Source organism: Vibrio sinaloensis (assembly GCF_000808535.1).
Lineage (GTDB): Bacteria > Pseudomonadota > Gammaproteobacteria > Enterobacterales > Vibrionaceae > Vibrio > Vibrio sinaloensis_D.
Genome location: NZ_JWLV01000001.1, coordinates 350,864 through 373,207, shown reverse-complemented (window position 1 = coordinate 373,207; position 22,344 = coordinate 350,864). Strand labels below are relative to the sequence as shown.

The window sequence follows — 22,344 nt, the reverse complement described above, 5'->3', positions numbered from 1 at the left end:
GAAAATAGCGTCAGTAACCGATTAAGAGTGGTGAACATCCGCGGAGGACAGCACCACTCTATAGCTCGATTAGCTGATAAGGCTGAAAAGGAACCACCAATCAACTGATTGCTTATCTCACTTAAGATACTGTACGATATGCCAAAATTAATAATAAATAGAAAAATAAGTGAAGTCGGGAATACACCTTTTATTGCTCAGCCTCTGTGTTTTTTGCATAGAAGCCGCCGCCGCTCCTGCTCAGCAGCGGCAAAACTATGACGTCGCCATTACCGCCGATGATTTTGTCGCCAAGCAGCTTTTTGGCGCATTAAGTGAAGAGTTTGGTCTCCAGTTTACCTATCGACATTTTGATACCTTCGGCGAAGTGCTCGATTCGATCAGATCGGGAGAGAGTGATTTTGCACCGAACACGACTTACAGTGAACAACGGGCGAAATACCTACATTTGCCCGCCCCGACCAACATTGAATACACCTACCTGTTTTACAAAGACAACATCGATTTTAAGCACGTCAAACGTGTAGCCGTACCGGTACGAACCATATTTGTAGACCTTGTGAAGCGTCATTACCCCAGCATCGCAATCTATGAATACTCAACGGTAGAAGAGGCGAAAAAGCTACTCAACGGTGGCCAAGTTGATGCCATTGTTGCCGGTATCAACTATCTGAAAGCGTTTAACAGTGCCGGTTTTCAAGCGGAAGTCATCAACAACAAAATTGGTGCGCCTCCTGTCACCATTGCAGTGGCAAAAGATAGCGACGTAACATTGGTTGAACAGTTTGTTCGTTATGCACAGACAGAGCCTGTCCAACGGTTGCTCCATGACTCCATGATCCACTATCAAAAACAAATCCGCTTGACTGCGATTAAGAAAAACCTCGTTCGCCATGGCTTAGACCAAACAAAACCTCTCTCAGTCAAGTTGGAGCCTGTGTATCCCTACGTGATTTATCAAACCAGCGGGGCAATCAAAGGGGTGACTTACACGATTTTGCAGCAAACGTGTCAAATGCTCGAGCTCAATTGTAAGGTGACGAGCCGGGCTGATGAGTCTTGGCAAAGCATGTACACTGATTTCAAAGCGCAGAACATCGATGTGATTGCGCCGATACATGTTTCTCCGTCACGTGAATCGTATACCTACTTTGCGAAGCCACACTACCGGGCTATGACCATTTTGGTGAAACGTTCCGGCTACAAAGATGGCATCTATCGCTATGTATCGGAACTTATTACAGAGCGGATCGGGGTAGTGAAAGAGGATTATGCGGTCAAAAAACTGCAAGCCGCTTTGCCCCAAAAGCAGTTTTACTTTGTCGACAATCAGCAAGCTCTGATTGATGCTTTGGTTGCCGGTGAAGTGGATTACATTGTGGTTGATCGCGCCGCTTTGAATCGAATGCTACGAAAAGATAAGTTGTTGAACATTGAGGAAGACGACAGCTTAGGTGTGTTCTTTGAGTCCAACATTGCATTTGGTTTTAATCGAACTGAGGAAGGGAGACTTTTGGCAGAAGCCTTCTCGCAAGTGCAGGATATCATTGATATTCAATCTATTGCCAACATGTACAACATTCAGCCCGCTTGGCGTAATTTGTACAGCGCCGAGCAAAAATTCAATATCCAAGTTAGGGTGTTGTTCGTGATGTTTGTCTTGTTTGCCACTTGCGCTTTGCTCTATTTGAATCACCAGTCCACCACCGATCAGCTTACTGGACTGAAAAACCGAAGAGCGTTAGATCGATACCTTGCTAAATCAACGGTGGAAAATGGGACGGTTCTCTATCTCGATATCAATCGTTTCAAACAGTTTAATGACACGTACGGTCACCATTTCGGTGATGAAGTATTGCGAGCGGTTGCCAAGCAGATTAAACGCCTGACGAAGGAAAACGCCTATCGTGTCGGTGGTGACGAGTTTATTGTCATCAGCCGGCTCGGTTTGAGTGGAGTAGAGAGGCTTAAATCTCAATTGTCGACCGTCTGTGTAAAGAGATCCAACGGCGAGGAGGTTGAGGTCACCGTCGCTATTGGTATTGCTCGAGACATTAAATCCCATTCAGGTTTACGTCAGCTACTCAAAAAAGCCGACACTGCCATGTACAGCGACAAATCATCCTACTATCAAACGGACTGATGCTCACTGACGCAAAAACAAAACACCCCACATGATTGTGGGGTGTTGGTATTAGTACCAGTCATCCTCCGGGAAGAACTTTCCCTCTGGAGCATACGGGTCTTCATCAAATGGGTGTTCCGCTTTGGTGCGTAAGTTATCCAATTGATGTTCTAGCATTTTGACTGTGTCGTAGTCTCCTTCCGAACACGCCACATAGATCTGCTGTTCCAAAATCTTAATGCTATCTTGAATTCCCATAATACCTCCCATGAGCAGCGGCACTGCTTGTTAGTTGGTTTTACCTATTTTCAAAACGATTATAGTCTAGCAATCCAAATTCGATCGGTTGATTTTGCTGATACCAGCGATGAACGCGGTCGCTAAAGGGCCAGAATTCATCAGAGCTGCGTCTAACAGCGAATCTATCCAATAACTTAACGTAGTCTTCTTCACTCTCAATGTTACTAAGCAAAGTTACAAATTGTGGAATGTCGGACTCCTCGAGAGATAGATACGCGGCTGGGTAACTGCCGATCACTCCTCTCACTAGAGTAAGGCTATCGTTTTTCGGGTCGCGATTGCTCTCTTCATCAAACAGGCTGGATATATTGGTATGCGCGTTGTCATGAAGTAGGGTGAAGAGCTGGTCGTCTCCCTGCTTAGAGCGGATCATCACCATGCTAATTTGCGGTACATAGAGTAGACCTTCGCCCTTAATGTGATTGATGCTTCTTAATCGCTGTTCATTGGCGATAGAGAAGCCAGTTTGCTCTATGTCATAGCGATTGTTGAGGACAGGCGCAAGCTGGGTGCGGAGGATATCGTAGAGCTCTGCTTTCGGGTTATCGGTTTGGTAAGCGACTTGGGTCGGTTGATCAAATGGCGCAACATTACGCTGTAAGAAGTCGCTCAGTTGCGGGCTTTGATCTTGGTACCAACTTGACTGCTCTTGATGGCGCACATCTCTTGGCAGCAACGCCACGAAATTACTTTCACCCTCTAGGCGCAAAAAGTCCATGAACATGCGTGTCATAAGTTGATGACCAAAGTTGCCATAAACGTCGAAACCGGCAACCAATAAGTAGTGGATACGTTCAATTAACGCATAATCGAGCACCCAAGCTGTTTTAGGCGGCGTGCCAACCAAACCTTGCACCACCGAGGCGCTGTCAAAGTGTCGGAACACCGTTAATGCGGCGTTCGGATTGGTGCCATTTCCGGTCCAAATGACATCGGTGGTCAGGTGCTTACCATCTTTAAACCACTCATTAACGAACTCCGATTTTGCCTTTAAATAACGCGCTTGTTGGCGTGAATAGGAGACCCAACTGGTTATCGGTAGGGTATTACTCTCTAGCTCTGCCGGTAGCTTAAGGTTGTCAGCCTGAGAGCGATAGAACTCGTTGACTTCTGGTATGTCGGACTTATCTGGGTCGAGGAAAAACACCCAAAAACGGTCATTGATAACGTTAAGCGCCAGTTGTCCCCGGCAAACCGGACCTTTAATAAAGGCGTTGATGGTGTTCTGCGCATTATCAAGCATGAACTTAAATCGCGCTTTAACTGGCAAGTCAATAAACGCTGTCATTGGGTTAGCGGCAACCTCTGGCTCGTAGCCTGGTAGTTGAGCAACTGTGTAGTCAGCGTCGATAAACCATGTTTTCCAGTTGAGCATCCGCTCTTTGTTAAGCGCAAACGGCATATGCGTTTTGTCAACAATTGTGCCTTGTTCTGGTATTAGGCGGTAGTAGACGCGCTCTACGTTGGGATCGTCATACGGTCGGCGGGTCGCAATGCGCTCTACAGGTTCGCCAGGTGGCGTTTTAGATCGCACCAACGTAAAGAATCTTGGCTCTGGCTCATTTAGATCAGAAAAGTAAAGGTGCGACAGAAACAGATGCTCATAAATGTAACGTGCGGCAAGTTGAACTTTGCGTGAGCTCTTATTCAGTAACACTTCGTACTCGTCGACAAGGCGTTGCTGCGCTTGCGTCAGGGGCAGTGGCGTGTTCATGATGGCGCCGTCTTGAAGCCAATTGATCAGTGTTGAGTATTCGTGTTTGGTCAGGTTTGGCATTCCGTAGGGCATCCCCCACGTCGGGTAGTCATTTTGATACTGCTGATATTCTTCAATGGTTGGGCACACTTGGTCGCGATCGACGGAAAAATCAAAACCAGTCAGTTGAGTCTCGTTTGGTAGTGGGTGGGCTTCTTTTTGCATCAACATCTTTGCAACCAAGCCCGCTTCTAGATTGGCGGTTGGCGTTTGCATGCGTTCATTGAGCACTGGGTGGAATCCCATGGTTCGCCACTCTTGTGTTGATTGCGCATCCTCAAACAGTCGACTCGGTTTTGCCGCTGTTAAGCGCGTACCTTGATAGACTAATTCTTTGCTCGCGCCGCGGTCGATGCCTTCGACAGAAGACATTTTTAGTTGGCAGGGGGCATCATAGCAGGCGTGGCAAACGACGCAGCGTTTATCAATAATCGGTTTAACTTCGTCAAGAAAGAACACGCCTTCATGAGTTTGTGCGTCGACGCGGCGCTCAACCACTTCGGCTTCGCCAAACAGTTGGTCGAAATTTAGCCCTGCGTAGGTCGCGCACCCTGCGAACAGAGTGACCGCAGCCATTACAAAAAATGTCCGTAAATTCATGCTTATAAGTGCTCAAGTCTTATGGAGGCTAAATTGCAGCAGAAAGTCGACATAGAATCAAATAAAACTCCGAGTTTGATGGGATAAGGCATTAATAAGTACGCTGTATGATTAATGTTAGATTAACTTTTCACCTTATGGGATGGCTCCTATTGCTCGCCAACTTGGGTTAGTTATGCTGTGACAAAACAACCCGTTGGCGAAAATAAAATGATTAAACGCGGAAAATGGTTTCCTTATCTCTTTGTTCTACTGCTCATGGTGACTTTTTGGCTAGCAAAGCTGATAAGCGACAAAAAAGAGCAAGCGGTAGAGCGCCAAGAGCAAAACGTCGCCCCGATTTTGGAGAATATCATTGCGACCTCTAATGGGCCTTATCAATGGCCACTGGAGGAAACTGGCGTGCTCCAAGATTTCGCAGAATTTGGTCAGGCGTCGTTGTTTCCGAATCTCTATCACTCAGCGGTGGATTACTTTGCCGCTCCCGGTACGAAAGTGTATGCAATATCTGATGGAACGGTCTATTTCTCGGACCATGAGGCGGCGTATGGCGGCGTGATTATCATCGAACATACTCCCAAAGGAGCTTACTCTTTGTATGGTCACGTGTCGGCGAGACGATGGTTGATTGAAAAGGGAGCCTCTGTGACCAAAGGGCAGCTCATTGGATTTATTGCAGAAACGGATGAAGGTTATGGTATTGGTATAGTGCCACACTTGCACTTCTCGATACGGCTCGGATCACCGTCTGACTACCCAACAAGTGGGCGTAGCAATTGGATGACAGGTTACACAACCGAACACCCGATTTTTCACCAGTTTGTTGACCCGAACAAGTTTATCGCCCAATCGAGGTTATATTTCAGAAATCAGCGCCAAGGCCAAGATGCAACGAACTAACCTCATTTATTGATTGACGTAACAGACCGAAAATGGGACGTCGAATCGTTCAAATTCATTAAACCATCGCCACTGGTTGTCTTGCAGCTTGTCGCCAGGTCCTTTTACTTCAATCCACTCAAAGGTCCCGTCTTTGAAGGCGATAAGATCTGGCATACCACTGCGGAAAAGTTTTAGATCGCTCAACATGACGGTGAACAACTCAGCGAGCATGTTAGTTGGAATGTGGCTTAACGCCATGGTTAACAGCGCCTCATCGAACAGACCCCAATGGACAAATGGGTTACTGATGCCAAATTTGGCTCGATAAGTGTCAAACAGCGATTGCGTATCCCCACATCGAATTTTCTCGAGTGCGTCATTGATTGCTTGCTGCCGCTTACTAGCAAAATCCGAATGGTACAAGTCGAGTGGACGGTGCTGATAGGCGTTGATAAATGCCCCTTCAATTGGCGCGAAGATCGCCTCCCAAAACGTCAATCCAAACAAGCTGTTTAACAATATGTTCTCGCTGTAGAAAACCGTCCAACCTAGGTTCTCAAAATAGGCTTTGGACGCCAGTTCAACACGTTGTTGGGATAGATCCAGTTCAACTCGATACTCACTGCACGTTGGTTTGCTTGCGCGTGGGACTTTAAAACCTTGTTTGCGCATAACGCGTTGTTTTAACTTTTCTGCGATTTCAAGCTCAGCAATATCGATAGGGGAGGTAAGCATTTCTGTGACAATGTCACTAAATAAGTCGTTCTGTTCTAGCTTGTCGTAGATGCGAGCGCGGCGTTCTCTACTCGGTGTCAGTTTGGTCTGCTCAAACAGGGTAAGAGCCGTCTCAAATTCGTTTAACCGTTCGTAATCACGGGCGATATCGTTGATCATGTGCTCGCGTTTACGGTCGACGTATCGGTGTTCAACAGGAGCGGGCATAGCTCCGATTAAGGTGTCGAGATTGGTTTTGTTTTTTCTGTCACACTGCCAATAGAGGTTAGACAGTTGGCTGAGTTCGATAAGGCGATCGATTTGTTCTCTGCTCTCGAAAAAACGTCGAGCTTTACTTAGCTGATATTGCTCAAATTTATGCAAGCCCAAATCATCCAGCACAAACTGACTCAGATCTTGATGGGTATTGGCGAAAAAGAGCGTGAGCAAGAGATCAATCATGTGGGCGGAGTTGAGTTTGATCACGGTAAACTCAAGCGCCTCAAATTGGTCAAAATTCTCTTCGCTTAGGCACGCAACTAATGCGTCTTTCTTGAGGGATTTCGGATACTGAGGATAAAGCGCTAGGATCTCAGGTTTGGTTAGTAGATTTACGGCTAATTCTTGGTTTGTGAGCTCAGGGGAGAGCGAGACAAAATCATGAGCGGCCAATTCAGCCAAAGCCGACTGGATAGTATCGATTTCTGGATAGTTGAGTTTGTCGCTACGAAACCAATGCCCTTTGCGGCTATAAAGACGAACAAGCAGGCATTGAGCCCCTTTGCTGATCGCGTCGAACGTCGCAAGCCATTGATGTTCATCTTGGCTAAGTAAATCGCTGTACCACTGGGTGGCGTGATGAGTGAGTTTGAAAAAGTTATCCAGGTAGTAATCTGGGGCGAGCTCGACCGTGTTTTCCATAACCAATAGACAATAAAAAAGGCTTAACCCTTAGGTTAAGCCTTTCTCATCGTAATTCAATCGATTATGCGTTTTTCAGCTGCGCGACTTTCGCTTCAGTCAGCGGCTTGGTGATGAACGCTAGCACAATACAAACCGCCATCATCGCTGCTGAGATCGTGTAAGCAAGACCGTAGCCGTCACCGTTAGTCATTGAGAAACCAACCACAGCAGCACCGATTGCACCACCGATACCCCATGCTGTGTATAGCACGCCATAGTTAGTGCCGTAGTTCTTCAGACCGTAGAATTCAGCCGTTAGAGTAGGGAACACTGCTAGAAGCGTACCGTAACCAACCGCTGCAATTGCAGTACCGATGATCAGCGTAAATTCAGATTTGAACGTTGCAAACAGAACCATGTTGATGCCCTGTAGAACGAACGCTAGAAGAAGTGTACGAACGCCACCAATCTTGTCTGCAAGCATACCTGCTGCTACACGACCGCCTGAGTTAAATACTGCAAGGATAGACGCTAGGTAAACCGCGTTTGGCAGGTTCGCTTGAACGCTTGCAATCGTTGTGATGTTACCGATGATCATAAGACCAACAGAAGCGGCGAACGCGTACATGATCCATAGAGAGTAGAACTGAGGCGTTTTCAGCATTGCTTTCCAAGTTAGGTCGTCAGACTTCTTCACAACCTTAGGTGCTTGGCCTTCTTTGACTTTAGGTTCAGTTGGCGTGTAATCCGCTGGTGGGTTGTTGATTGTCGCTGCTAGAGGAACCGCGATAGCAAGAATACCCACACCAAGCACTAAGAAGCTTGTTTGGATGCCCATGCTGTCGATCAGCGCAGAAGTCACAGGCGCTAGGTAGATAGCAGCAAGACCAAAACCTGCGGCGATGATGCCGTTAACCATACCTTTCTTCGATGCGTGGAACCACTTCATCGCAGAAGGTGAAAGACACGCGTAACCAAAACCGATACCTGCACCCGTGATCACACCGAAAGTGATGTTTAGCATCAGTGGAGAGTTAACAAAGCCCGATGCGATCATACCTAGACCTGTTAGAACAGTACCTAGGATAAGAATCAAACGTGGACCCATACGGTCTTGAAGAATACCTGCAACAAGAAGACAGATAGAGAAAGTGATAGTTGCAGTCGCGTAAGGCGCAGATGCTTCAGCAGCCGTCCAGCCTGATTCAGTCACTAGTGCTTTGTTGAATACACTCCAAGCATACAGGATGCCAAGACAAAGGTTGATACAGAAACCTGCTAGCAGGATGCGCATAGCTTTATCAATCTTGCTCATTTTTATTCTCGGTTGTCCTCTGGGGAGAGGAGGGGTTAACAGTCGATTAATTCAAATTAAGTTTGCGTTTATCAACATAAAGCGCAATGGGCGCGAATTATAACCAAATAAAATGTGATTGGAATCTCTTTTTCAACTTAATCGTATATTTTTCAAATATTGTTGATTTTTTGTAGCGAAAACGATTTCTATTGATAGATTTGATGAGTAGAAAGCGGTGAGAATAACCGATAATTGGATGTTTCTTGTCCAATCAGAAGAAGGGCGCGAACAATAAAAAAGCGCAGACCAAATGGCCTGCGCTTTTGATGGATTCAGAGTGATTTATGGCTTAGCCAATGAGTGCTGGAATTCCAGGCAATTGACCAACAATCGCCAGTGAGCCGACACAAATCACGAACGCCAATCCAGGGATCAGGTACTTATCTTTCGCTGACAGCTCTTTTGCACGTTCATGGTCGCCAATTAGACCCATGTTATCGAGCAGCATGGTGGTTGCCCAGCCAAATACAGGGTTAACGAAAGCACACGCAAAGATACAAATACCCGCGCTGAGAGAGTCTTTGTGCTTATGAATCATCTGCATACCTGCTTCAAGAAGAGGTAAGAATACACCAACGATCAAGGCAACGCGCAGAACCGGTTCCCACATCGCCAGATCCATTGGGTAACCAATGACAGCTGCGGCGATACACATAATACCTGTGAGTAGCGCGCCACCCGGAATCGGACGTTTTGCGATAGCCGCTGGAATCATGTACGTACCCCAAGAAGAGGCTAGGTTACCACCACCAAGGAATGAACCAATACCTTGGCGAATCGAAGCCACCATCATAGTGTCATCAACGTCCATAAGAACGCCTTTGGCTTCTTTCGGGTAGTTCAGCTCTTGGAAAACACGGTGACCAAGATAGTCGGGCGACCACATCGCGACTGCAAGCAACGCAAACGGAGTTACCGCGATAAAGTGTTCTAGATTTGGCCAGCCAAGTTGCCAACCTGTGTCTTCACCCCACCAGTAGAATGGGCTGAAGTGCGGCAGACCCGGCTCTGTAGTAAAGGCGAACTCTGCCCCTAGCACATAAGCAACAATACCAGCAATCAGTGAACATAGTGGAATCGCCAACCAACGCTTGTTGATTTTCGCAAGATAGGCGTAAACGGCTAGGGTGACACCAATGACTGCAAACGAGATGTAGCCTTGATCGGTACTGGCTGCCCACGCTTCGGTTTTATTGATCTGACCAATCAGACCAACCGCCCCAAGGTAGATAAGCAAACCGCCCCGAACGCCAACACCTGTCAGCGTCATCAGCTTTGATCCCCCTTTGGTATAGGCGAGGATAAAACCGAACATACAGACCATGATCCCCAAAGCGAGCGGGTGTCCACCGGCTGCGGCAATCAAGGGGATTAACGGAATCATCGGGCCATGAGTGCCCGCCAAGTTTGAGTTAGGGTTTAAAATTGCAGAGAAAAGGATAACGAACAGCGCACCTGCGATCAGCAGTTCATAGCGAACGTTTTCTGCGACAAACTCCGGAGATAAGCCAAATTGTGCAGCAAATACCGCGACCATGGCCGTCACCATCACCACCTTACCAATGGTTGCCGCCAATGCTGGCACTAAGTCTTCAAGCTCGACACTGTAATCGCGTGACGGTAAATGAATACCCCAGCGGCGGAAGTTCATGATTTTTAGATCATGATTGAGAAACTCTTCACGGCTCTCAAACTCATGCGCTTTCTTGCGCATATCCCTATAAAAGGTTTTACTTTTGTTAGACATTTCGTCTTCCTTTGTAATGAGACGAAGTTGAACCATGTCAATGAGTGCTCCACTTGCACTTGGTATACTGACCTTCGATCAGTACGAGACGACATCCCAGACGCTACCAAGAGCCTTATCTTATTGAAAAGGCGGGACTAACATAGGTTCACTTCGTTGGTGAAGACAAGACAACTCTTGGGCATCTTGTCAAAAATCACTTCGAAACATTGGCCTCATACTAAGAAAGGGGTATGACGTGATTATTGATTTCGATTAAATAATGCTTCGGTGTCATTGGTACGATGATTACTTCGTAATAAAAATGCTACGCACCACACATTTTTGACTAATTTATCAATATGCAAGAAAGTGGCTAATACTGCATGAAAATTTCAGAACACGCCGATCGCACAGAGCATCTGTATGGGATACGAGCGGAAGACATCCACCGTTGGATTGACGGTTTTTTCGATTACAGTGGTCAAGGCCACAACGAGACGATGGCGAAAAAAGTCGATTTCGATCCTTATTCCCATCGTCGTTTTCGTCATTGCAAAGAAGCACTCGCAGAAGCGATCCAAGAGTTCGGTGATAAGTACACCAGCCAACAGATCAAAGATGTGCTCGAAACTCATATACGTGACGATTACCACGGCTATCTACCGACCCGAGCGGATTTTGAAAACGGCTCTTTCACCGCGAAATACCACGATACTAGCCACCACGCCCAACTTGGCGACGTGCTTGATGAATCCGAACTGGCTGACTATTTCAGCGGCTTAAGCGCAGTGCAAAGTGAGCAAGACTCCCCTTTAAGCCGTTTTGGTTTGAGAATTGTGCTGCCAACCATCAGTGCCATTATCCTGTTTGTCACCGCCATCATTTATCTCATCCTGCCTTTAGTGGAAGCGTCAATGGTGGGACAAAAGCAGCAGATGCTCAAAGAGCTCACCTCCACTGCGGTGAGTGTCGTTGACCGCTACGTCGAGATGGAAAAACGCGGTGAAATCAGTTTAGAAGAGGCGCAACGTAAAGCGGCGCTAGACATAAAAGCGATGCGCTACGGTCCGGAAAACAAGGACTACTTTTTCATTACTGACATGCATCCAAGAATGATCATGCACCCCTACCGCAGCGACTTGACCAACCAAGATTTAACCCATTACTACGAAAGCGAAAAAAGCTCGGATTTTCCTATTTTTGTCGAGTTGGTAAAGCTGGTCGAAAGCTCTCATGAAGGGTATTTGGAATACCTCTGGCAGTGGAAAGATGACGCCACGATCACTGCTCCCAAAATGACCTACGTTGAAGGGGTTGAAGAGTGGCAGTGGGTCGTTGGGACTGGGGTTTACCTAGAAGATGTACAACAGGAAATTGATCATCTCGAGAGCACGCTGTATCGCGTTTTCGTTGCGATTACCCTCGGCTTAGCCCTTATCATGTTCTACGTCATCGCCCAGTCGAAAGCGATGGAAAAACGCAAAATGCGCGCCGAAGTTGCCTTGCATGAAGCGAAAAACCGTTATAAAGCTTTGGTCGAGTCATCGAATGAGGGCTACATTTTGGAGGCCGATGGCAAGATTGTCTTTTCCAATACTCGGCTGCACCAACTGCTTGGCTACACCGACACCGAGCTAAAATCACAAACGATCTGGCAGCAGCTGTTTTCGACAGCGGAACAAAACTCCCAGGTTCTTGAACATCTCCTTAAGCTATTTAGCCATGAAGCCGAGCCCAACGAGTTTGAAGCGCAAATCGTGACCAAAAGTGGCCGTGAAATTGACATTATCCTTAGCACTTCACGCATTTTCCTTTCCGAAAAGCTCGGTCACGTGATTTCATTTCGTCCGATTGTGCGCAAAGTCTATGGCGCTAGTTTCCACTCGATGACGGCCAGTTCTGACTATCGCAAGACCAGTAGCAGTATCGTGGCGGATATTGAGCAAGGAGAAAGTCATAGCCATGTGGTTGAATCACTTAACCGATTAACCGATCTGATTCGTGAAATGATTGCTGCTGGGACGCGACCTGATCATCTAAGACGGTTAATAGGGCAAACCTACGACGCGGCAATCTGCCGTTTTATTGAGTTAACCATTGAAGAGATTGGTGAGCCACCCGTGCCGTTCTCGTTTTTGTCTTTTGGGAGTAATGCCCGCCATGACATGACGTTGTTCTCCGATCAAGATAACGCCATCGTCTTTGAAACGCCCGATGACCAAGATCTCAAGGCAACGCGACGCTACTTCCTGCACCTAGCAGAAAAGGTGTGCGCGATGTTGAACCAAGCGGGCTATCGCTATTGTGATGGCTTGATCATGGCGTCGAATCATCAATGGTGTTTGAGTGAAAAGGAGTGGCAAGCCAACTTCTCTCACTGGATTGAGCAAGCAACACCTGAGGGCATTTTGGAGCTCAACGTGTTTTTCGATATACGCTCTACATTTGGAGAGTTCGCTCTGGCGGATAACATTCAGAGCCATATCCAGCATCTACTTAAGCAGAACCCCGAGTTTATCAATGTGTATGCGCAAAACTGTATGAACCATGCGATCCCTCTAGATAGCGATGGCCAATTGGTGACGGAAAAGAGTGAAGGGCGAGCGATGATCAATCTAAAAGATTGCTTAAGACCGATGGAAATCTTCTGCCGTCTCTATGCGCTTAAACACGACATTCGTGAATGCAACACCATTGAACGGTTGAAAGGGTTGTTTGCCGCGCAGGAAATAGATGCCAGAACGTACCGAGAGATGGTCTACATCTTTGATCACATTTGGCATCTGCGTTTTATGAATCAGGTGATTGAGTACAGTGACTTAAGACACATCAACGACAACCTGACGGTGAGCGACTTGACGGTGCTAGAGCAACAAAACCTCGTTAATGTGCTCAATCGAAGCATGATGTTTCATCAAAAAGTACTTCAAGACTTTTCCCTTTAGTCACGTTACATGATGGAGTAATTGGGGCCGCCACCCTCTGGCGGCTCCCACGTAATATTCTGGGACGGATCTTTGATGTCGCAGGTTTTGCAGTGCAAACAGTTACTCGCGTTAATTTGAAGCTGGCTTTGCCCCTCCACCTCAATGATTTCATACACTCCAGCTGGGCAGTAGCGTTGGCTCGGCTCATCAAACATGGGCAGATGCAGTTTGATCGGAATGAGCTGGTCGCCAATGTGCAGATGGCAAGGCTGATTCTCTTCATGAAAGGTGGATGATAGGTACACCGAAGAGGTCTTATCAAAGCTGATGATGCCATCTGGCGCAGGGTAGTCGATGGGTTGAAACTTGGTTTTGGCTAACAGCTGGGCATGATCTGCGAGTAGGTCGCTTACATTCCATTGGCTTGTTCCACCTGTCATTCGTTGCCAAACTTGTTGTTCAAATAAGGAGAGAGCACCGCCCAATATAGGACCAAACTTGTTCACCATTCCCGCAAAGTTACGCGATTGGTCAAGTTCTTGGTAAAGCCAAGAGTCACGAAATAAACTGTGGTAATCGGCTTCGTCTTGATTATTTTGCAGTGCACTGAATATGGCCTCTGCAGCCAACATACCGGACTTCATCGCGCAGTGGCAGCCTTTGATTTTCGCAGGGTTGAGTGTACCCGCGTTACACCCAATCAGTAACCCGCCAGGGAATTGTTGTTTGGGTAATGAAAGCAGTCCGCCCTTTGCGATCGCACGTGCACCGTATGCGATGCGCTCAGCCCCCTCAAGGTACTGACAAAATTGCGGATGGTGCTTAAGGCGCTGAAACTCATCAAATGGGCTGAGGTAAGGGTTTTGATAGTTGAGGTCTGTAATTAAGCCAACGGTAACCAAATTATCTTCAAGGTGATATAAAAACCCGCCACCAGTTGTGTCGCTCTCGCTGAGCGGCCAACCAATCGAATGGAGCACAAGACCAGGTTGATAACGCGGGTCGCCATTGGGTAGTTGCCACACTTCTTTAATGCCCAGAGCGTAGTGTTGAGGTTGGCAGTCCTTATCAAGCGAAAAATGAGTTAGGAGCTGCTTTCCAAGGTGACCTCGAGCCCCCTCTGCAAATATGGTTTGCTTGGCGCTAAGTACGACTCCGGGTTGGAACGTGTTTTTGGCTGCCCCTGATTTATCTAACCCCATGTCGGCGGTAATGATTCCTGTCACTTGCCCCTGAGCATCAAAGCATAACTCTTTAGCCGGAAAACCAGGAAAGATTTCGACGCCAAGATTCTGAGCGTGATCAGCAAGCCAGCGACACATTTTACTCAGGCTCATTACTCTGTTCTCTGGGCCATTTTTCATCGCCTCGGGCGTAAGAAACTCGGGAATCGATAGATGGTTGTGCTCGGTGGTCAGATAAACCAAGTGCTCTTGCGTGACTGGCGTTGAGAGCGGCGCCTCCATTTGTCGCCAATTGGGTAGTAGTTCATCAAGTGCGGTGGTTTCAAATACTGCGCCGGAAAGGATGTGCGCGCCAATTTCGGGAGCTTTCTCGACAACGCAGATGGAAAGCGGATGCTCGTGTTCTTGAGACAATTGAGCCAGCCGACACGCCGCTGATAACCCCGCAGGGCCAGCGCCGACGATGACGACATCAAAGTCCATACTCTCTCTTTCCATCGCATTTCACCTTTACTTGGTTTCATGACAACAAGCCGCTTGAAGACCACAAGGGTTACTCGAAAATCGGCAGCTTGGAGTAAATATAGTTACAGTTGACGTAAACGTAAACTTTACTAAGCTTCAAATTAACGCACTTGGCCGGAGGGTATATGAAAGTACTAGTCGCCATAAAACGAGTTATCGACCCCTACACCAAAGTTCGGGTAAAAGCCGATGGAAGCGGTGTTGAAGACACAAATGTAAAAATGACCATCAATCCATTTTGCGAAATTGCCGTCGAGGAAGCGATACGACTCAAAGAAGCTGGACACGCCAGTGAGGTGATCGTGGTATCGCTGGGGGATGAGGCGTGCCAAGAGCAGTTGCGCTCAGCCTTAGCATTGGGCGCAGACAGAGCCATTCATGTTCAGGTTGATAACACATGTCAGCCACTTGGCGTTGCGAAAATACTGAACGCACTGATGAGTAAAGAGCAGCCAGCACTGGTTTTGCTGGGCAAACAATCTATCGATACTGACAATAATCAAGTCGCACAAATGTTAGCGGCTTTGTCACAGCGTCCACAAGCGACCTTTGCTTCCAAGTTGAATATCGACGGTGATTATGTGGAAGTCGAACGAGAAGTCGATGGAGGATTAGAGCAGCTTAGGCTTACGTTACCCGCAATTGTGAGCACCGACTTGCGCCTAAATGAACCAAGGTATGCGTCGTTACCCAATATCATGAAAGCCAAACGTAAGCCAATGGAGGTACTTAGTCTTGAGGCTTTAGGCGTTAGCTATCAACCGACACAAACCATCGAAGCTGTGATGGCACCACCCGTTAAGCAGGCGGGTGTGATGGTGAGCTCCGTCGAGGAACTGGTCGACAAACTGCGCAACGAAGCCAAAGTGATCGAGTAAGGAGGGCATCATGAGTGAACGAATTTTGGTTGTAGCTGAACATGATGGTCAGTCTATCTCTTCTGGCACGCTCGCGGCCATTGAAGCCGCGCGTCAAGTCGCAAAGCATATCTCAGGCTCTGGCGTGGATGTTCTGTTGCTGGGTGAAAACCACACGTCACTTGGTGAGTCATTAGCGAGCATTGAACAGGTCGATAAAGTTTTGGCTGCGGCTCACCCAGCGCTAGGTACACCACTCGCCGAGTGTTTCGCGCCCATTGTTGCCAAAGTGGCGGAGCCTTATTCTCATTTATTGATGCCGGCAAGCTCATTTGGCAAAGATTTGTCACCGCGTGTCGCCGCGCTGCTTGATGTCGGGCAGTTGTCTGATGTGATTGCCATTGAATCAGCTAGAACGGTGATACGCCCCATATACGCCGGCAATGCCCTGGCTAAAGTGACCTCTCAGGATAACAAAGTGGTGATCACGGTGCGTGAATCCGCGTTTGATAAGGTGTCACTTGGCGTTCAACCAAACAGTGAAATTGTCCCTGTCGAGGTGAGCCTGCCCGTGATTAACACTGAGCTGGTGGGGCAGCAACGAACAGAGAGTGCTAGACCGGATTTGACGTCAGCCAGTGTGGTTGTGTCCGGCGGTCGAGGTGTTGGCAGTAAAGAGAACTTTGCCCTAGTTGAATCCCTTGCGGATAGCTTACATGCTGCGATTGGCGCATCAAGGGCCGCAGTCGATGCGGGTTACGTATCCAACGATCTGCAAGTGGGTCAAACTGGTAAGATTGTTGCGCCGGATCTCTACATCGCGGTGGGAATCTCCGGGGCGATTCAGCATGTTGCAGGCATGAAGGCATCGAAGGTGGTGGTTGCAATCAACAGTGACCCAGATGCGCCGATTTTCGAGGTGGCGGATTACGGTTTGGTCGGCGATTTGTTTGAAATATTGCCCAAACTCAACAATTTACTGGCTCACTAACAGAGCGCTTTTCACCGCAAGCCTTGAGCGCGATTTGGAGGTCGCCTCAAGGCTTTTGTACATAAAAACCATAAACGTCATTGATTGACATAAACAGCATTAAGAAAGGTGTCTCATACCCAAGCATGTCGTTATCATCAAAAGTATAAATTGTAACAATAATAATAAAGTTGTAAGAAGGAACGACAATGTTTGCCAATAAGTTTACCCTACAAAGCCGCCTTATTTTTGCGGTACTTCTGCCATGTTTAGCACTGATTATCATCGGCATCACGGGTTTCAACAGTATGTCTCGAATTCAGCTCCAATCAGAGAAACTCTTCCTCAACACGTCTGCGCCGATGCGATCCATGGCTGAAGTGGCCTCGCGGATCCCGCGAATGCGTGTGGGTATCGATATGATGCTGCTGCAAGATAGCTCCCTACGTGACAAAAAAGGTGTATTAACTCGCGTGAAGGAAACGCGAGAAGAAGACATCCCCGAAATGCGCCAAGCGATTGAATACGCGGTACAAGCGCAAGCCACACCCGAGCTTAAGCAAGAGGTGAGCAAATTATTACGTGAGTTTGAACGTATGGTCGCAGAGGAGCTTACGCCGATGCTTGCCGTGCTGGAAAACAATGATCTCGAAAGTGCTCGCCAAATCTACAAAGCGAAATATGCGAAAACTTATGGTGTGCTGAAAAATCACGCCAACAAGATTCTCGATACCTTGCTGGTTCAGGCCGAGGCCCAATACGCGCAGAGTGAACAAGATTACAGTGTTGGCCAAACCCAGCTGTTCACCATCATCGGGATGGGGTTAGTCATTTCATTGATTATTTCCGCTGTTACTGTGTTGAGCCTAAAGCGTCGTGTCGCCTACTTACAAAACTCCATTTCCCATGCTGCGGATAACATGGCGTTGGATACACGTTTAGAGCTAGACGGTAAAGATGAGCTTTCATCGATAGCGGCCAGTTTTAACGCCTTTGTAAGCCGCGTGCATGAGTCGATCAAAGATGTGGCGATGAACTCTACACAACTGGCGATGACCGCGCGACAAGTCTCTGAACATGCAGGGCTTACGCAAGGGCATTGCACCAACCAGCGCGATAGAACGACACAAGTCGCGACAGCGATTCATCAGCTTGGGGCGACAGTGAGTGAAATTGCTACCAATGCAGCGCAAGCCGCCGAAGTCGCCAAAGAAGCGACATGCCAAGCGCAATCGGGTTCGCACGTTGTTGGCAGTGCGGGTGAGCAAATTAGCGAGCTAAAACGAGAGCTAGAGCAGGCGAGCGAAGTGGTGACGTCCCTCGCCAATCAAGTTGAAGATATCAGTTCGATTTTGGATACGATTCGCGGAATTTCAGAACAAACGAACTTGCTGGCACTCAATGCTGCGATAGAAGCCGCCCGCGCGGGTGAGCAAGGTCGAGGATTTGCTGTCGTAGCGGATGAAGTACGAAAGTTAGCCAGCTTGTCGGCGGACTCGACTGAGGAAATTCAAGGCGTGATTGACCGCTTGCAGGGTGAGTCCAATCGTGCGGTGAGCGCAATGGTAAATGGTCGAGATCAAAGCTTGCTTGTGGTCACCAGTGCGGCTGAAGCGAACGAATCATTGCAGCAGATAGAGCAGCACATCACTCATATCAGTGATCAAAATATTCAAGTGGCAACGGCAACCGAAGAGCAATCGAGCGTGGTGGGTGAAATTAATCGCAACGTTGAAGAAATCAATCAGTTCACGGGTGAAACCGCTCAGGTCGCTGAACAATTGAACGCCAGCAGCGAACATCTCATGCAGCTTTCCAAACAACTCGATGGGTTGGTGGGCAACTTCAAAATCTAACCGTTAGCAAAACGCCGAATTTTGATTCGGCGTTTTTTTGGGTTGCAGTGCTATTTCTCGAGGTGTTCCACCAACTTTTTGGTAAAGCGCGCGGCTTCTCCTCCGGTACAGGCTCTATGGTCGAAGGTGATAGAAAGTGGCATTGCTTTAGTCATCACAGGCTGGTTGTTAACCAGAGTGAGTTTGTCGATGATTCGGCCAGCGCCAACAATAGCAACTTGTGGCGGCGAAACAACGGGCGTAGCGTAAATACCCGCGATGGCACCAAAATTTGACAACGTAATAGTAGCGTGTTGCAGTTGCTCTCTGCCTATTTTTCGCTCTCGAATGCCTTTGACGGTTTCATTAAGCCACTGCCGGACTTGCTCTGGATTCTGCGTATCAGCGTGACGAAGTACCGGAACGTATAAACCGTGAGCACTATCGACAGCGATCCCGATGTTGACGGTGCTATACACGCAGCGCGTCATGGTATCGGCATCAAACCAGGCATTCAAAGCGGGTTCTTTTTGGCACGCGTAGACCACAGCTTGAATCAACCGAGAGGAGATGTCTTCGCCTTCTGGCCAATTGATTAAATTGGCTTCCTCAGTGATGGTGACGGAAGCAACATTGTGGTGGGATTCTGTCATGGTTGAAACCATAGTGCGACGCGCCCCTTTGAGCACTTCGGTACCGGGCTGCTGCCTTCCTGCCTCATGATAGATATCATCGTCGGTGATCAAGCCTTTATCACCCGTACCTTCAATGCTATCAATATTCACGCCGAGTTTTTTCGCCAATAAGCGTGCCGAGGGCATGGCGATCACGGGTGATGAATCATTATGGTTGCTGTCATTTCCGACCCAAAAATTGTCCACGGCAACGTGGTGAGCCGCTTGAGAAACATTGCCGACAACCGTTGCTGCGTCTGCCGTTTGAGTCGAGGCAACCGACACCGCGGCTTCGCTCTCTTCAATTTCCAACAACAACGCGCCAATGTTGACGACGTCGCCTTCGTTACCGTATCGCTTGATGATCGTGCCGCTATAAGGCGCAGGAACTTCGACAACCGCTTTGGCTGTTTCCACTGTTAATACGGTTTGATCCAACTCGACATGATCGCCTTCGTTGACATGCCATTCGATAATTTCTGATTCGGCTAATCCTTCGCCTAAATCGGGTAGTAAGAAGCGTTTCATTTCCAGCCCTCCACTAGCTCTTTGGCTGCTAAGACAATGTCTTGCTCTTGAATCATGAAGTAATCTTCATTTCGGTAATAGGGCATGATGGTATCCATCCCTGTGACCCGTTTTGGTGGCGCTTTGAGAATACACAACGCTTTTTCCGCCACCCGAGTAATGATCTCTGCGCCAACGCCGCCGCTTCGACTCGCTTCATGTACCACGAGCAGTCGTCCGGTTTTTTCCAGTGACTTTAATATGGTGTCCATATCGAGAGGTTTGATGCTTGCCAGATCGATGACTTCAACCTCAACCCCTTGTTTGGATAGGGTTTCGGCCGCTTGCAACGACTCAACAACGCACGCGCCCCATGTGACAAGTGTGATGTCGCGCCCTTTTCTTAACGTAAAGCACGTGTCGAGCGGGAGCGCTTCGCCGCTGTCGACCACCTCTGACTTGACGGTTCGATAGATGCGTTTGGGTTCAAAAAAGAGAATCGGATCATTGCTGCGAATAGAGGCGAGCAACAAACCGTAAGCGCGCTGGGGCGAAGAAGGAATCACAACTTTGAAGCCCGGAATATGAGCGAACAAGGCTTCGATACTTTCAGAGTGATGTTCTGGGGCATGAATCCCACCGCCAAAGGGAGCACGGAAGACCGCAGGGCAGGTGAGTCGGCCACGAGTTCGGTTGCGCATTCGGGCTGCATGACACATTAAGTGTTCCATAGCCGGAAAAACAAATCCTTGAAACTGGAACTCAGCAACAGGGCGCAAACCTTGGGTTGCCATTCCCACAGCTACGCCACCTATCAACGCTTCTGCTAAAGGGGAGTCGATCACGCGTCGTAAGCCGAACTTCTCTTTTAAGCCTACGGTTGCGCGAAATACGCCGCCGTTATCACCGACATCCTCGCCAAGCACAATCACGTTGGCATCTTTTGCCATTTCGTGGTGGAGGGCGAGGTTGACCGCTTCAACGAGAGTCATTTCAGCCATGATGACCTCCTTGCATTCGCATTGCCTTGTTGATCAAAGCGTCTCGCTGTTCATTGAGTTCGACAGGGGCGGTTTCATAAAGGTAGTCAAACGCGGTTTCTGGTGCCTCGGGGACAATGCTCAAGTAGTTGGCAACGGCTTGCTCAACGGTTTCTTTGCATGCTTTGAGCCACGACTCATCTTGGCTTTCATCCCATGCCCCCGTTTGGGACAGGTGTTGTTTGAGGCGCGAAATGGGTTCATATTGCCACGCTTGCTTGAGTTCGTCGTCGCTGCGGTAGCGAGTCGCATCATCGGCGGTGGTATGATCGCTAAGGCGATAACTGATCGCTTCAATCAAAGTCGGGCCTTTGCCTTTTCTTGCTCGGTCTAAGGCGGTAAGTACGGCATCATGCATAGCGACAATGTCGTTGCCGTCAACCGTGATACCCTCGATACCTGCGCCCTTGGCTTTTTCGGCAAGAAAATCGGCCGCGCACTGGAGCTGACGAGGGACGGAAATGGCCCATTGGTTATTGTTGACGACAAAGACCAAGGGTAAATTCCATGCTCCTGCGCAGTTGATGGACTCTAAAAAGTCGCCTTTGGAGGTTGCGCCATCACCACAGGTGACAAGAGCAACTCGGTGATTGCCTTCGATTTTCAGCGCGGAAGCGACGCCAACGGCATGGGTGCATTGAGTGGCAATCGGGACACAGAAAGGCAAATCTGCACTGGGTGTTCCATCTTTGGCGTTGAAATCACTGCCTCGTTCATCACCGCCCCAATACTGCAAATTTTTTTCCATTGGCACACCGCGCACCCACATCGCTGGCATATCTCGGTAGTAGGGGATAAACACGTCGTTTGGGTGCATGGCATGACCAATGGCAACGCCATACGCTTCGGCGCCTAAGTGAGAGGGGTAGGTGCCCAGTTTGCCAGTGCGCTGGAGTGCGACGGCTTTGTTGTCGTAGGTTCGCGACATTACCATGTCTTTGTAGTACTGCGTTAAGGTTGCGGAATCTGCCCAGCTTGGTAATTGATTGACAGATTCACCCAAATGGTCGATAAATCGCAGCATGGGTAGAGCTTGTACGTTCATCGGAATCTCCTTCATCGCCTTTGTCCGGTGGATCGCACCAAATCAAACGCATAGCTGACTAACGCCATGTTTCGGCTTTAGCCAAGGTAGATACCTTTGAGTGAGTCGTGGAGGTCTCATTTGAAACAAATTACCAAAGATGATTCTCACCACGTACTTTTCAACTGCCAATACACAACAATCTAGCAATGAATATTGGTATCTACGGTTTAAGGTAAGTGTAACCAATATGTTAAATTGTGCTTAATTTTGTCTTGAGGGAGAGAGTAAATCACGATTTACATTAAGTGATTTGTCAGCAGGAAGTGCCAGTTTGAAGCTTTTGGGTTCAATAGATATAGAGTTATTGCCTGTAATCGAAAGTATTGCCAGTAAATAAAATCAAACTCGTCAAAACAAAAACAGCAGGCCAAG

15 protein-coding genes are annotated in these 22,344 nt (G+C 48.1%); 6 read left to right on the top strand and 9 right to left on the bottom strand.

Annotated elements, in window-relative coordinates:
- Window positions 1–169 precede the first annotated feature (169 nt).
- A complete protein-coding gene (locus tag RJ47_RS01675) occupies window positions 170–2,143 on the top strand; it encodes a GGDEF domain-containing protein (RefSeq protein ID WP_052237893.1) in 1,974 nt (657 codons plus the stop codon).
- 51 nt (window positions 2,144–2,194) lie between these two features.
- Here RJ47_RS01675 and RJ47_RS01670 read toward each other — a convergent pair whose 3' ends face one another.
- Window positions 2,195–2,383, bottom strand: coding sequence for a hypothetical protein (locus RJ47_RS01670; RefSeq protein ID WP_005473708.1), 189 nt, complete (start codon window positions 2,381–2,383; stop codon window positions 2,195–2,197).
- A 40-nt stretch (window positions 2,384–2,423) separates the two neighbouring features.
- Entirely contained in the window at window positions 2,424–4,781 is a 2,358-nt protein-coding gene (locus RJ47_RS01665; protein ID WP_039480784.1) for a fatty acid cis/trans isomerase, read from the bottom strand.
- A 210-nt stretch (window positions 4,782–4,991) separates the two neighbouring features.
- Here RJ47_RS01665 and RJ47_RS01660 point away from each other — a divergent pair, with 210 nt between their 5' ends.
- Window positions 4,992–5,681 (top strand): M23 family metallopeptidase, encoded by a 690-nt coding sequence (locus tag RJ47_RS01660; protein WP_039480782.1) that lies wholly within the window; start codon window positions 4,992–4,994, stop codon window positions 5,679–5,681.
- Window positions 5,682–5,687: 6 nt separating this feature from the next.
- On the opposite strand, the gene RJ47_RS01655 is transcribed toward RJ47_RS01660, so the two are convergent.
- From RJ47_RS01655 to RJ47_RS01645, 3 genes are all read right to left on the bottom strand, one after another.
- Complete coding sequence (locus RJ47_RS01655) at window positions 5,688–7,298, bottom strand: VRR-NUC domain-containing protein (RefSeq protein WP_039480778.1); 1,611 nt, start codon at window positions 7,296–7,298, stop codon at window positions 5,688–5,690.
- 64 nt (window positions 7,299–7,362) lie between these two features.
- Window positions 7,363–8,595, bottom strand: coding sequence for an OFA family MFS transporter (locus RJ47_RS01650; protein WP_038216582.1), 1,233 nt, complete (start codon window positions 8,593–8,595; stop codon window positions 7,363–7,365).
- A gap of 331 nt (window positions 8,596–8,926) precedes the next feature.
- The gene (locus RJ47_RS01645; protein ID WP_038136561.1) at window positions 8,927–10,384 is read right to left on the bottom strand and encodes a DUF3360 family protein; all 1,458 of its coding nucleotides are present in this window, start codon (window positions 10,382–10,384) and stop codon (window positions 8,927–8,929) included.
- A 365-nt stretch (window positions 10,385–10,749) separates the two neighbouring features.
- Here RJ47_RS01645 and RJ47_RS01640 point away from each other — a divergent pair, with 365 nt between their 5' ends.
- Window positions 10,750–13,311, top strand: coding sequence for a DUF294 nucleotidyltransferase-like domain-containing protein (locus RJ47_RS01640; protein WP_039480775.1), 2,562 nt, complete (start codon window positions 10,750–10,752; stop codon window positions 13,309–13,311).
- Window positions 13,312–13,316: 5 nt separating this feature from the next.
- On the opposite strand, the gene RJ47_RS01635 is transcribed toward RJ47_RS01640, so the two are convergent.
- Window positions 13,317–14,975: an electron transfer flavoprotein-ubiquinone oxidoreductase gene (locus RJ47_RS01635; protein WP_039480772.1), complete on the bottom strand. Its 1,659-nt coding sequence runs from the start codon at window positions 14,973–14,975 to the stop codon at window positions 13,317–13,319.
- Window positions 14,976–15,127: 152 nt separating this feature from the next.
- On the opposite strand from RJ47_RS01635, the gene RJ47_RS01630 reads away from it, so the two are divergent.
- The 3 genes from RJ47_RS01630 (at window position 15,128) to RJ47_RS01620 (ending at window position 18,685) form a co-directional block, all read left to right on the top strand.
- A complete protein-coding gene (locus tag RJ47_RS01630) occupies window positions 15,128–15,880 on the top strand; it encodes an electron transfer flavoprotein subunit beta/FixA family protein (protein WP_005473613.1) in 753 nt (250 codons plus the stop codon).
- A gap of 10 nt (window positions 15,881–15,890) precedes the next feature.
- Window positions 15,891–16,850: an electron transfer flavoprotein subunit alpha/FixB family protein gene (locus tag RJ47_RS01625; protein WP_039480769.1), complete on the top strand. Its 960-nt coding sequence runs from the start codon at window positions 15,891–15,893 to the stop codon at window positions 16,848–16,850.
- A gap of 188 nt (window positions 16,851–17,038) precedes the next feature.
- On the top strand, window positions 17,039–18,685 hold the full coding sequence (locus RJ47_RS01620; RefSeq protein ID WP_039480765.1) for a methyl-accepting chemotaxis protein: 1,647 nt from the start codon (window positions 17,039–17,041) through the stop codon (window positions 18,683–18,685).
- Window positions 18,686–18,735: 50 nt separating this feature from the next.
- Here the strand turns inward: RJ47_RS01620 and RJ47_RS01615 are convergent, their stop codons facing one another.
- Genes RJ47_RS01615 through pdhA form a run of 3 tightly spaced genes read right to left on the bottom strand, consistent with a single transcriptional unit; the run spans window position 18,736 to window position 21,930 of the window.
- A complete protein-coding gene (locus tag RJ47_RS01615) occupies window positions 18,736–19,866 on the bottom strand; it encodes a dihydrolipoamide acetyltransferase family protein (protein WP_039480762.1) in 1,131 nt (376 codons plus the stop codon).
- Window positions 19,863–20,846 carry an alpha-ketoacid dehydrogenase subunit beta gene (locus RJ47_RS01610; RefSeq protein WP_038193042.1) on the bottom strand — a complete coding sequence of 328 codons (984 nt, stop codon included), beginning with the start codon at window positions 20,844–20,846 and terminating at the stop codon, window positions 19,863–19,865. Before RJ47_RS01610 ends, RJ47_RS01615 begins: the two co-directional genes overlap by 4 nt.
- Window positions 20,839–21,930: a pyruvate dehydrogenase (acetyl-transferring) E1 component subunit alpha gene (gene pdhA / locus RJ47_RS01605; RefSeq protein WP_005473690.1), complete on the bottom strand. Its 1,092-nt coding sequence runs from the start codon at window positions 21,928–21,930 to the stop codon at window positions 20,839–20,841. The genes RJ47_RS01610 and pdhA overlap by 8 nt, the downstream gene beginning before the upstream one ends.
- Window positions 21,931–22,344: the final 414 nt, after the last annotated feature.